The sequence below is a fragment of the Candidatus Vagococcus giribetii genome, assembly GCF_017316185.1.
Lineage (GTDB): Bacteria > Bacillota > Bacilli > Lactobacillales > Vagococcaceae > Vagococcus > Vagococcus giribetii.
Genome location: NZ_JAFLVX010000016.1, coordinates 63944 through 77943 on the forward strand (window position 1 = coordinate 63944; position 14000 = coordinate 77943).

Consider the following 14000-nt stretch of genomic DNA (forward strand, 5'->3'; position numbering starts at 1 on the left):
GCTCATTACTCTGTCTTTTTTAGCCAGTTTCTTCTTATCCAGACTGGCATGTTTTTTAACAAAAACGCCAACTCTAACTATCAGAAAAATCATTATCCTATGGGAGATAAGTCTCATCTTGTTAATCTATTTATTTCATCATTTGTTCCCGTTGCCTGAATCAATCTATTTACTATCCCTGTGGCTAATGAGCTTTACCTTAAGCCTTACAGACTATCTTAGCCTAATGGTTGAACCATTCATTCTTTATCCATTTGCCTTAATTACTTTTATCTTTTTTGTTTCTTATCAACCATTTAACCTCGTGCAATTCTTATTACCTTGCGGTATATACCTCTTCTTTTGTTGTCTGGATATATTTATGAATGATTCAATCGGTGGTGGCGATATTAAACTGCTAATGATTTATGGCTTTTTTCTGTCCTTCCAACAGATTCTCTACCTCATTTTAATCGCTTCTCTTAGCGGTCTTCTATTCATTTTACTTGTCCACATAACAACGGGTAAACGTGTGGATAAACTTCCCTTTGTACCCTTTTTGACACTTGGCTTAATTCTTGCGACTTTGTGGATAAACTAAAAAAGTTGAGTTAGAGACATGCTCTAACTCAACTTTTAAACATTAATCTTTTGTTTTTAACGCATCTGCTGCTGCCATTTGTGCTTCAATGTCACTGATACTGTAAACATTGTCACTAGCAACGCCCACTTCTTTTGGTTCCATGTTACGGTATTTTGGCATACCAGTACCGGCAGGAATAATCTTACCGATAATAACATTTTCTTTAAGTCCAAGTAAGTGGTCTTTCTTACCGCGAATCGCTGCATCCGTTAACACACGAGTTGTTTCCTGAAATGACGCTGCTGATAAGAAACTGTTTGTTTCAAGAGACGCTTTTGTAATACCAAGTAACACAGGACGACCTGTTGCAGGTGTTCCACCAGCTACTAATGTATTGTAGTTACGTTCTTTAAACTCACTAATATCAAGTAATGTACCTGGTAAGATATCAGAATCACCTGGATCCATGACACGTACTTTACGTAACATTTGACGTACCATTACTTCAATATGTTTATCGCCGATTTCTACCCCTTGCATACGGTATACTTTTTGTACCTCTTTAAGTAAGTAGTTTTCAACAGTTAACACGTCTGTAATTGTTAATAATTGTTTTGGCTCGATAGAACCTTCTGTTAATGGAGTACCACGTTCAATGATATCCCCTTCAGCAACTTTCATACGAGAAGTGTAAGGAACACTGTAAGTTCTTGTATCAGTTTTACCTTTAACAATAACTTCTTTCGTACGATCTGATGCATCTTCAGAAATTTCAATAACTTCCCCAGCAACTTCAGAAACAACAGCAACCCCTTTAGGATTACGTGCTTCAAAGATCTCTTGGATACGAGGTAAACCTTGAGTGATATCATCTCCGGCAACCCCACCCGTATGGAAGGTACGCATTGTTAACTGAGTACCTGGCTCACCGATAGATTGAGCGGCAATTGTACCAACTGCTTCCCCAACTTCTACTTCAGAACCAGTTGCTAAGTTACGTCCATAACAGTGTTTACATACACCGTGTTTTGTATTACATGTGTAAACTGAGCGGATTGAGATTTCTTCAATACCAGCTTCAGTAATTTCTTTAACAATATCTTCAGTAATGATTTCGTTAGCGCCAATAATTTTAGCACCAGTTTCTGGGTGAACCACTGATTTACGAGTGTAACGACCTAACATACGCTCTTCAAGTGTTTCAATGATTTCATTACCTTCTTTGATTGCTTTAATATCAAGACCGCGATCAGTACCACAATCTGTTTCACGAATGATAACATCTTGGGCAACGTCTACTAAACGACGAGTTAAGTAACCTGAATCGGCTGTCTTAAGGGCCGTATCCGTCATACCTTTACGAGCACCGTGAGTTGAGATAAACATTTCTAAGACTGTTAATCCTTCACGGAAGTTAGATACGATCGGTAACTCCATGATACGTCCGTTAGGAGCTGCCATAAGTCCACGCATACCAGCAAGCTGAGTAAAGTTGGAAATGTTACCACGGGCTCCAGAGTCAGACATCATGAAGATTGGGTTACGGTCATCTAAGCTTTCCATCAGTTTAATTTGGATAGCATCTTTTGTTGCATTCCAAATACCAATAACGCGCTCATAACGCTCGTCATCAGTGATTAAACCACGACGGAATTGTTTTGTAACAGCATCTACTTGTTTATGAGCTTCTTCAATCATGCCTTGTTTTTCATGTAAGACAACGATATCGGCAATCCCTACAGTCATACCTGCATAAGTAGAATGTTTGTAACCTAAGTCTTTCATTCTATCTAACATTTTAGATGTTTCGGTAATCTTGAAGCGTTTGAAGACTTCAGCAATGATATTACCTAAGTTTTTCTTCTTGAATGGACCAATTTTATCTTGTTTAGCAATATGTGCTGGAATATCAGTACCTGCTTCAACAAAATACTTATCAGGTGTTTGAACTGTTAAGTTGTAATCTGTTGGTTCATTTAAGTAAGGGAATTCTGGTGGCATAATTTCGTTAAAGATAACTTTACCAGCAGTTGTAATTAAAATACGATCACGTTGCCATTCAGTAAATGGTTTTTCAGGCATTGAGCTTGTTTGTAAACCAATACGTGAATGTAGATGAACGTAACCATTTCTCCATGCTAAGACAACTTCGTCTAAGTTTCTGAAGATCATACCTTCACCGATTTGTCCTGGCTCTTCCATTGTTAAATAGTAGTTACCAAGAACCATATCTTGAGATGGTGTAACAACAGGTTTACCATCTTTAGGGTTAAGGATATTTTGAGCTGCTAACATAAGTAAACGAGCTTCTGCTTGTGCTTCTTCACTTAAAGGAACGTGAACCGCCATTTGGTCCCCATCGAAATCGGCATTGTAAGCCTCACATACTAATGGGTGAAGACGAATCGCGCGACCTTCAACTAAAACTGGCTCAAACGCTTGGATACCAAGTCTATGTAGTGTAGGTGCTCGGTTAAGTAATACTGGATGTTCTTTAATAACATCTTCTAAAACGTCCCAAACAGCGTCTTCTTGACGTTCGATTTGACGTTTAGCATTTTTAATGTTGCTTGCAATTTCGCGTTTAACTAATTCGTGCATTACAAATGGTTTGAATAATTCAATTGCCATTTCTTTTGGTAAACCACATTGGTACATTTTTAAGAATGGTCCAACAACGATTACCGAACGACCTGAATAGTCAACACGTTTTCCAAGTAAGTTTTGACGGAAACGACCTTGTTTACCTTTAAGCATATGAGATAAAGATTTAAGTGGACGGTTACCTGGTCCAGTTACTGGACGGCCACGACGACCATTATCAATCAAAGCATCTACTGCTTCTTGTAACATACGTTTCTCATTTTGAACGATGATTCCTGGTGCATTTAAGTCTAATAAACGTTTCAAACGGTTATTACGGTTAATCACACGACGATATAAATCGTTTAAATCACTTGTTGCAAAACGTCCACCTTCTAATTGAACCATTGGACGTAAATCTGGAGGAATAATTGGCACAACGTCCATTACCATCCAGTTTGGTTCATTTCCAGAAGTTCTAAATGCTTCTAAAATATCTAAACGGCGGATAGCACGAGTTCTTTTTTGTCCTTGTGCTGTTTTTAATTCTTCTTTTAATTCAACAACTTCTTTTTCAAGATCAACGTTTTCTAATAAGCGTTTGATGGCTTCTGCCCCCATAGACGCTTGGAAACCTTGTCCGTATTGTTGACGTTTTTCACGGTACTCACGCTCTGTTAATAATTGTTTTACTTCTAAAGAAGTATCTCCTGCATCAGTTACAACGTATGATGCAAAGTAGATAATTTCCTCTAAGGCACGTGGGCTCATGTCTAAGACAAGACCCATACGACTTGGGATTCCTTTAAAGTACCAGATATGAGTAACAGGTGCTGCAAGCTCGATATGAGCCATACGCTCACGACGAACTTTCGAACGAGTTACCTCAACCCCACAACGGTCACAAACGATTCCCTTATAACGAATACGTTTATATTTTCCACAAGCACATTCCCAGTCCTTAGTAGGACCGAAAATGCGTTCACAGAAAAGACCATCACGTTCAGGTTTTAAAGTACGGTAGTTAATTGTTTCAGGTTTTTTTACTTCACCGTATGACCAGCTTCTTATTTTTTCAGAAGAAGCTAAGCCAATTTGCATGCTTTCGAATTTATTTACATCGATCAAAAGATGTCCCTCCGTTTCTTAATCTATCAGAAATAACTATTGGTCAAGTTTTGACTATTCCTTGCCTTCTTGTGCATCTTTTAATGATTGTTCTAATTTCTCTTTTTCAGCTTGTTCTTTAGCGTATTTAGCTAAAGCGTCAACTGTAATTAAATCATCATCTTCGTCATCCATGTCGCGTAATTCAAGCTCGTTATCATCCGCATCTAATACGCGCATATCTAATCCTAAAGCTTGTAATTCTTTAACAAGAACTCGGAATGATTCTGGTACACCAGGTTTTTGAATAGGCTCACCTTTAACAATTGATTCATATGTTTTCACACGACCTACAACGTCATCTGACTTGTAAGTTAAGATTTCTTGTAACGTGTATGCAGCTCCGTATGCTTCAAGAGCCCAAACTTCCATCTCACCAAAACGTTGTCCACCAAATTGAGCTTTACCTCCAAGTGGTTGTTGCGTTACTAATGAGTAAGGTCCAATTGATCTTGCATGTAGTTTGTCGTCTACCATGTGGGCAAGTTTCAGCATGTACATAACCCCAACAGAAATACGGTTATCAAATGGTTCACCTGTACGTCCATCATAAAGGATTGTTTTAGCATCACGAGCTAAGTTTGCTTCTGCAACAGTTGCCCATACATCTTCCTCGTCAGCTCCATCAAATACAGGAGTTGCTACATGAATACCTAATGAACGAGCAGCCATACCTAAGTGTAACTCAAGTACTTGCCCAATATTCATACGAGAAGGTACCCCTAATGGGTTTAACATGATATCAACAGGTGTACCATCTGGTAAGAACGGCATGTCTTCTTCAGGCATAATACGAGATACTACCCCTTTATTACCATGACGACCGGCCATTTTGTCACCTTCGTTGATTTTACGTTTTTGAACGATATACACACGAACTAACATGTTAACACCAGGTGCTAACTCGTCGCCTGCTTCACGAGTAAAGATCTTAACATCATGAACAATACCGCCACCACCATGTGGTACACGTAATGATGTATCACGAACTTCACGGGCTTTTTCACCAAAGATAGCGTGTAATAAACGCTCTTCAGCTGATAATTCAGTAACTCCTTTAGGTGTTACTTTACCTACTAATAGGTCACCATCATGAACTTCAGCACCGATTCGGATAATACCCATTTCATCTAAATCTTTAAGTGCGTCATCCCCAACGTTAGGTAATTCGCGAGTAATTTCTTCAGGTCCAAGCTTAGTATCACGAGCTTCTGATTCATATTCTTCAATATGGATAGATGTATACACATCATCTTTAACCAGACGACGACTCATAATGATCGCATCCTCGTAGTTATAACCTTCCCACGTCATGAATGCTACTAAAACGTTTTGTCCTAAAGCCATTTCTCCTTCTTCCATAGAAGAACCATCTGCCAATGTATCTCCAGCTTCAACGATTTCACCTAATTTAACAATTGGGCGTTGGTTGTAACTAGTACCAGCATTTGAACGGTGGAATTTAATCACGTTGTATTTATCTAAAGCACCATTGTTACGACGAACACGGATTTCTTTAGCATCAACATATTCAACTACACCATCATGTTTACATAAAAGAGCTGCACCAGAGTCATGAGCGGCTTTGTATTCCATACCTGTTCCTACAAGTGGAGAACGTGGTTGGATTAAAGGCACCGCTTGACGTTGCATGTTCGCTCCCATAAGCGCACGGTTAGAGTCATCGTTTTCCAAGAAAGGAATACATGCTGTCGCTACCGCAACTACTTGTTTAGGAGAAACGTCCATGTAGTCAACTTTTTCAACTGAAACTTCTAAGTTTTCACTTTGGATACGAGCCATTACTAACTCTTCAGCGAAACTACCATCTTCATTTAATGGAGAGTTTGCTTGGGCTACCATGTAATGGTCTTCCTCGTCAGCTGTTAAGTAATCAATATGAGCAGTTACTTTACCGTTAGCGCGGTCTACACGGCGATAAGGTGTTTCGATGAATCCATATTTATTCACTTTCGCATAACTTGATAAACTGTTGATAAGACCGATATTTGGTCCCTCAGGCGTTTCAATCGGACACATACGACCGTAGTGAGAGTAGTGAACGTCACGTACTTCATATCCGGCACGGTCACGAGTCAAACCACCAGGCCCTAAGGCAGATAGACGACGTTTATGAGTTAACTCACTTAATGGGTTTGTTTGGTCCATGAATTGAGATAACTGAGAAGAACCGAAGAATTCTTTCATTGACGCAACAACAGGACGAATGTTGATTAACTGTTGAGGTGTTAATGTTTCAGTGTCTTGAATAGACATTCTCTCACGTACCACACGTTCCATACGAGATAAACCGATACGGAATTGGTTTTGTAATAACTCACCAACTGAACGGATACGACGGTTACCTAAGTGGTCAATATCGTCTACGTTTCCGATATCTTCTTGTAAGTTTAAGAAGTAGCTCATTGTTGCAATAATATCAGCAGGACGAACTGTCTTAACTTTATCTTCTAAATTACCATTACCAATCACATTAACAACGCGTTCAGGGTCTTTTGGTGAAAGAACTTTAATCACTTGGACAGTCATTGGTTCAGTCACAACACCATCTTCACTTGGGTAGTAAGTCACACTGTTAATACCATTGTCTAAGTATTCTTCTAAGTTATCCATTACTTGACGAGAGATAACAGTTCCTTTTTCAGCAACGATTTCTCCTGTTTCAGGATCAACTAATGTTTCAGCCAATGTTTGATTTAATAGACGTGTTTTTAAGTTTAATTTTTTGTTTAATTTGTAACGACCAACAGCTGCCAAGTCATAACGTTTTGGATCGAAGAAACGAGAGTTTAATAAGTTTCTTGAACTTTCTGCTGTCTTAGGCTCGCCTGGACGTAATCTTTCATAAACATCTTTAAGAGCTTCTTCAGTACGAGAATCTCCAGAATTTTTGTGGATATCTTTTTCGATAGTTGCTTGTAAACTTTCGCTTTCACCAAAAATCTCCATAATAGTAGAATCTGATCCAAATCCTAAAGCACGAACAACTACTGTAAATGGAATTTTTCTCGTACGGTCAATACGAGCGTATGATAAATTTTTAGCGTCAGTTTCTAATTCTAACCAAGCTCCACGGTTAGGAATAACTGTTGTTCCAAAACCTTGTTGACCATTTTTTTCAACTTTACCATTAAAGTAAACACCAGGTGATCTTACTAACTGAGAAACGACAACGCGTTCCGCACCGTTAATGATAAATGTACCCATTTCAGTCATTAGTGGGAAATCTCCAAAGAATACTTCTTGAGATTTGATTTCACCAGTTACTTGGTTGTCTAGTCTTAATGTCACATGAATTGGTGCAGAGTAGTTAGCGTCATGAGCACGAGCTTCTTCTACTGTGTACTTAGGTTCTTTCATTTCGTAATCTACAAATTCTAATGATAACTTGTCACTAAAATCTGTAATTGGCATAATATCCTCAAACATTTCTCTTAAACCTTCATCTAAGAACCATTTGTAAGAATCTGTTTGAATTTCAATTAAATTTGGCAGTTCCAATACTTCACTAATCTTTGAATAACTGCGTCTTTCTCGGTGTTTTCCGTATTTGACAACGTGTCCAACCAAATTAAGTCACCCCTTCTGAGTTTGCTTCAAAAATAATCTTATGTTACAAATATTAAACTTATATTACAATAGATGTAATAAACAGTTTTTAAGCAAAAAAAAACCAAAAATAGACAGAGAACTCATAAAATATGGTCGATCTACTTTTGTTTTCCTATAATAAAGGGTCATGGACAATATTTCACGCCCCTTTTCATCTGTAAACATAAAACCTTCTGCAACTAATCATTTTATCGCCTTTAGCATCTTTTGTCAACAACAAAAAAAGCCAGATCCCCATCTGGCTTTCCTCCCCATTAATCCCTGCCTTCGTTTTGTTACATAAACGTGGCTATTGCTTTTGATGTTTCTTAAAAACAACAGGACTATAAGTTCCCGTTTTGTCTTTTCATTATCTATCACCCGTCTACTGCTTTAACATGTAGAACGTATCGGAAAATTCTTCTAATTTGCTGATTGATAAAAATTAAAGGTAACCGTCTTGTTTATCGCCCCTTATAATCCCCATTTCGATAAACAATACGTTCTAAAATAACCATTTTATAAAAAAACAAATTAGCAGAAAATCTTCTTTCTATTAGAAGAGAAGAAAATAATTAGAAAAAGCACAAAACACTAAAACGGAACCGCAATATTTATTATATAGTATCTTTTTTAAAAAAGTTATCACTATTTTCTTATGGATAGGTAAAATATGGGAATTGAACATTTTTCTCAAAGTTATCCGCTTACAATCGCTATTGTTTCACAGTTTCTGAATTTGTTCTTTTTTACCCTCAAAAAAACTTTTTTGTTTTTATACGTTTAAAAAACAAAACTTATCACACTCCCAATGAAGATAACAACTTATTTCTTCTTTCTATCCTTCTTTTTCTCTTTTAATTTTCGTGAAATTTACAAGAAAATTGACAGAAATCAAATTATTTAATTCACATTCACCTTTTAAAAATAACGAAAGTTACTAAAACAATATTGTTTCATCTTAGGGAAAAGAGAGTGCGACCTCAATTAGTCACACTCTCTTTTTGATTAATTATTTTTGACTCACAATAATAAAATAGCCCTTTTCCTTAGTAACAATCTCAGCGTTACCAAACACGTCTTCCATTTTCTTTTGAGCACTTGGCGCCCCTTGTTTCTTTTGGATGACGATTGTTAGAGTGCCACCTTCTACTAACTGGTCATAAGCGCCAGAAATAATCCCATGAACCACTGATTTGCCTGCGCGAATTGGTGGATTACTCACAACGGCTGCAAAATCTGTTTTCTCCACACTTTCGTAAATGTTAGACACATAAGCCTTCACTCCTGAAACACCATTAAGTGCTGCATTTTCAGTTGTTAAAGCCACTGCGCGCTCATTCACATCAATCATCTCAACAGGTCGATTTGTACTGTAAGCTAATGACAATCCAATAGGACCATAACCACAGCCCACATCTAAGATAGCTCCTTCTGGGATGTCTTCTTCACTAAAAGCATCAATTAAGACTCTTGAGCCAAAATCAACAGTTGCCTTTGAGAAGACATTGGTATCTGTAATGAATTTAAAGTTTTTTCCTTTTAATGGAAACTCCCACTGTTTGCGGTTGTGGGCTGTTTCAGGTTGATTAGTGTAGTAATGACTCATAACTAGCCTTCTTTCTTTTTTCTTATCTCTTCGTTGATTAAGCGAGCTAATAACTCGTAGCCAGCTTCAGAAAAATGAAGCCCATCTCGTTGTAAATAACTCTCTGGTTGATCAGCTAACATGGCCTCTAGTAGGTCAATGTAGCTAATACCTTGTTCTAGACTGATTTCTCTTACACAGTCGCTAAATTCTTTTAGTCTTTCTAGAGGACGCTCTGTTGCGTAAAATATTTGACTGGCATAAGGCGTCCCGATTAAAATCATTTTATCAGAACCAATTCTTTCTATTAAAGCTAACATATTTTTCTTGTAAGCTTCTAAGGACACGCCTCTTATAAGAGACACATCATTTGCTCCAAAAAAGACAGTGACTAAATCAGGTTCATATCTTAACACATGACGTTCTACTCGTTCTATGGCCTCTTTTGTTGTATTTCCTGGAATCCCTGCGTTAATGACTTCAATTTCGTCAAAAACTGCTTCGATTTTTTCATTTAAACGAAAGTCTGTTAGACCTTCTTCATAACCGGCTGTAATACTATCCCCAAATAGAATAATTTTTACCATGATTAACACCTCTTATTTTAAACTAATACACCCTTGTGATATAATCATGAAGACTTTAACATCATAGCATGAATTAAGGAGTTGTAAACATGTTTATCCTTTTATCCACAATCAATCAAAAAGAACAGATTCTTGTTAAGACTACTCGTTTACAGCTTTCTAATAGTAGCATACCACATGAATCTTATTTAGGAGTTTAACTATGACTGAAAAAACAAACTACTATCATTTAACTCGTGATGAGTGGCAAAGTTTTTATCGAAACGGTATTGCCCCACTGACTGATTCTGAGTTACAACAGATAAAAAGTTTCAATGACCGCATTTCCTTACAAGACGTACAAGATATTTATATTCCACTCACTCATTTAATTCACATTTATATGAAGGAATATGAATCACTTCACTTAAGTAAGGGTATGTTCATGCAAGAATTTGTTCCACCAGCACCATTCATCATTGGTGTAGCTGGAAGCGTGGCTGTTGGAAAAAGTACCACATCACGCTTACTACAAATGATGCTTTCAAGAACCTTTAAACGACGCAACGTACAACTAATTACGACAGATGGTTTCTTGTACTCAACTGAAGAATTGGAAAAACGTGGTATCTTAGATAAAAAAGGCTTCCCTGAAAGTTATGATATGGAGCTATTACTTGATTTTCTAAATGCAGTGAAGAATGGTAAAGACAACTTAAAAATCCCTAAATACTCTCATGAGATTTATGATATTATTCCGGATGAGTTTGAAGAAATTACCCAACCGGATATTTTAATCGTTGAAGGGATTAATGTCTTACAACTTCCTGCTAATCAACAAATTTACGTTAGTGATTTCTTTGATTTCTCTGTTTTTGTTGATGCAGAGCCAGAATTAATCGAAACTTGGTACTTAGAACGCTTTGAAGCACTATTAGACCTTGCAAAAGATGACAAAACTAACTATTATTATGAATATGCGAATGGACCAAGAGAAGACGCTTTGGCATTTGCACGTGAAGTCTGGAAAGATGTTAACTTGAAGAACTTAGAAGAGTTCATCTTACCAACGAGAAGTCGTGCAGACGTTGTCTTACATAAAACAACGAACCATGCCATTGATGAAATCTCATTAAGGAAGTTCTAGTATAGAAAAAAATATAAAGAAAGATAGGGTGAAGCAAGTGACAAACACGTCAGATTTTAAAGACATGGAAAAAATCATCGTATTGGATTTTGGTAGCCAATACAATCAATTAATTACACGCCGCATTAGAGAATTTGGAGTATTCTCTGAACTTATGAGCCACAAAATCACTGTGGAAGAAATTAAGGAAATCGCACCTATTGGAATCATCTTCTCAGGTGGACCAAACAGTGTGTATGACGAGGAAAGTTTCTCAATCGACCCTGAAATTTTTGAATTAGGTATCCCAATCTTAGGGATTTGCTACGGTATGCAATTAATGACTCATAAATTAGGTGGAGTTGTTGAGAGCGCTGGAGCACCTGAATACGGAAAAGCTATGTTAGACATTACTGATCCTTCAACTAAATTATTCAAAGGGTTACCAGAAACTCATCAAGTATGGATGAGCCATGGTGATTTAGTCACTAAAGTTCCTACTGGATTTGACGTTGTTGCAACAAGTGCTAACTGCCCTATCTCAGCTATGGAAAACCATGAAAAAGGCTTATATGCCGTTCAATTCCACCCAGAAGTACGTCATTCAGAGCATGGTAACGACATGTTACGTCATTTTGCTTTTGATATTTGTCATGCTAAAGGCGACTGGTCAATGGAGAGCTTTATCGAAGTTGAAATCAACAAAATCCGTGAACAAGTTGGAGACAAAAAAGTCTTACTTGCTCTTTCAGGTGGCGTTGACTCAAGCGTTGTTGGTGTACTTTTACAAAAAGCAATCGGTGACCAATTAACTTGTATCTTTGTAGACCATGGTTTACTACGTAAAGACGAAGGCGATCAAGTAATGGATAGCCTATCTGGTAAATTCGGCTTAAACATTATCCGTGTGAACGCTAAAAAACGTTTCATGGATAAATTAGCTGGTGTATCTGATCCAGAACAAAAACGTAAAATTATTGGTAATGAATTCATCTACTTATTTGATGATGAAGCTGCTAAATTAGAAGGTATTGACTTCTTAGCTCAAGGTACTCTTTACACAGACGTTATTGAAAGTGGTACTGATACTGCCGAAGTAATCAAATCACATCATAATGTTGGTGGTTTACCTGATGATATGGAATTCGAATTAATCGAACCATTAAACACATTATTCAAAGACGAAGTACGTGCTTTAGGTATTGAGCTTGGTATGCCTGAATCATTAGTATGGCGTCAACCATTCCCAGGACCTGGATTAGGTATCCGTGTTCTTGGTGAGATCACTGAAGAAAAATTAGAAATCGTTCGCGAAAGTGACGCTATCTTACGTGAAGAAATTGCTAACGCTGGTCTTGACCGCGACATCTGGCAATACTTTACAGTTCTTCCTGGCATCCGTTCAGTTGGTGTTATGGGAGATGGTCGTACTTATGACTACACAGTTGGTATCCGTGCTATCACATCAATTGATGGAATGACTGCTGACTTCGCTCGTATTGATTGGGACTTATTACAAAAAATCTCAGTTCGTATCGTAAACGAAGTAGCTCACGTTAACCGTATCGTGTATGACATTACGAGCAAGCCACCAGCAACAGTTGAGTGGGAATAGTATAAAAAAAGGCCTAAACGTTGATAATTCAGCGTTATAGGTCTTTTCCTTTACTCTTTGGTACCTATCCACATAATCAGCCTTTCATATTAGCTTAACAAGTTATTGTTATCATCATTTAAGTCTTTAAAGTCAATTTTATTATATTCGGTTGTTTTTAAATCCGTCTTGAAATCTTTAGCCAATCGTTCTAAGAATAGTTCTTCATAATTTTTCTTGGCTCTATTTATTATTTGTTCATTGTCAGAATGAACAAGACGATTTCTCATTTTTATAAGCTCTCTATATACTTCATTATCTTCATTGTAAACGCTAAGAATTCTATTAAGTTTTTCTATATCACCTACATCTAATGTATGTGATTCATTCGTATTACTCTCAATAGGAGAAGGAACTTGGTCTGCCATTGCTATTATTTTTTCTAAATTTCGTAATTTCATTAATTCTTTAGAGTAAGTATTGTTATCCCCTTCAGTAATAAAACTAGTTTTCAAATTATTGACTTGTTCATCTGATAAATTATTAACAAGTTGAATAAAACGTAAATTCTTCAGTATATAAAGTTCTTTTTTACATTCAACATTCAGTTCATTCATCAGGTGTATATGAGGTCCTAACGTCATTCCTTTAACTTTATAAAGCAAATCATTCTTTTTCTCAGATTGTCCGTCATCTGTTACAAAAATAACCTTCCTTCCATTTTCATTACCTGTTGCATACTTTAAAATATCTTTCCATATAATTAAATCTCCATACTTTCTTCTATATGATATTTCACCATATCTTCTAATATCTTCACCATTTAATTTGGAATTATCCTTACCTTTATCATTAAATCCTGGGGGAATACTCTTTTCAAAACGTTCTTTTCCCTCTTGTTCAATACTATCTATCCATTCTTGCGAATATAACTCACCAATTCTGTCCTCAATAATATTAATTAATTCTAAATAAAGTGATTCTTGCTCATCTGTTATTAAAGTATGTATCTTTTTATCTATTGTTGTTTGCAATTCTTCTGAGAAATTATTTATTAATTCAATAATATCTTCAGTGAATTCATTTTTATTATCTTTATTAATAAAAGATATTCCATCAACTGTATCTTTTATTTCATCTACTTTTTGCTTTACCTCATTTTTATAATTATGTATATTTTGTGATTTTATCTTTTTTAATTC

7 protein-coding genes and 1 pseudogene are annotated in these 14000 nt (G+C 36.6%); 3 read left to right on the top strand and 5 right to left on the bottom strand.

The window, feature by feature from the left end:
• Nucleotides 1-118 precede the first annotated feature (118 nt).
• Complete coding sequence (locus DOK76_RS06280) at nt 119-580, top strand: prepilin peptidase (protein WP_206965891.1); 462 nt, start codon at nt 119-121, stop codon at nt 578-580.
• A 42-nt stretch (nt 581-622) separates the two neighbouring features.
• Here DOK76_RS06280 and rpoC read toward each other — a convergent pair whose 3' ends face one another.
• From rpoC to DOK76_RS06300, 4 genes are all read right to left on the bottom strand, one after another.
• Nucleotides 623-4273, bottom strand: a complete 3651-nt coding sequence (gene rpoC, locus DOK76_RS06285) for a DNA-directed RNA polymerase subunit beta' (RefSeq protein WP_255521667.1) — start codon at nt 4271-4273, stop codon at nt 623-625.
• Between the two features lie 54 nt (nt 4274-4327).
• The gene (rpoB, locus tag DOK76_RS06290; protein ID WP_206965893.1) at nt 4328-7903 is read right to left on the bottom strand and encodes a DNA-directed RNA polymerase subunit beta; all 3576 of its coding nucleotides are present in this window, start codon (nt 7901-7903) and stop codon (nt 4328-4330) included.
• 1033 nt (nt 7904-8936) lie between these two features.
• The gene (locus DOK76_RS06295; protein WP_206965895.1) at nt 8937-9533 is read right to left on the bottom strand and encodes a class I SAM-dependent methyltransferase; all 597 of its coding nucleotides are present in this window, start codon (nt 9531-9533) and stop codon (nt 8937-8939) included.
• 2 nt (nt 9534-9535) lie between these two features.
• A complete protein-coding gene (locus DOK76_RS06300; RefSeq protein WP_206965898.1) occupies nt 9536-10099 on the bottom strand; it encodes an SGNH/GDSL hydrolase family protein in 564 nt (187 codons plus the stop codon).
• Between the two features lie 202 nt (nt 10100-10301).
• Here DOK76_RS06300 and coaA point away from each other — a divergent pair, with 202 nt between their 5' ends.
• Together coaA and guaA are read left to right on the top strand one after the other, a co-directional pair.
• A complete protein-coding gene (coaA, locus tag DOK76_RS06305) occupies nt 10302-11225 on the top strand; it encodes a type I pantothenate kinase (RefSeq protein ID WP_206965900.1) in 924 nt (307 codons plus the stop codon).
• A gap of 64 nt (nt 11226-11289) precedes the next feature.
• A complete protein-coding gene (gene guaA, locus DOK76_RS06310; RefSeq protein WP_242542230.1) occupies nt 11290-12819 on the top strand; it encodes a glutamine-hydrolyzing GMP synthase in 1530 nt (509 codons plus the stop codon).
• Nucleotides 12820-12908: 89 nt separating this feature from the next.
• Here guaA and DOK76_RS06315 read toward each other — a convergent pair.
• Nucleotides 12909-14000, bottom strand: a pseudogene (locus tag DOK76_RS06315) (PIN-like domain-containing protein); the annotation flags it as partial.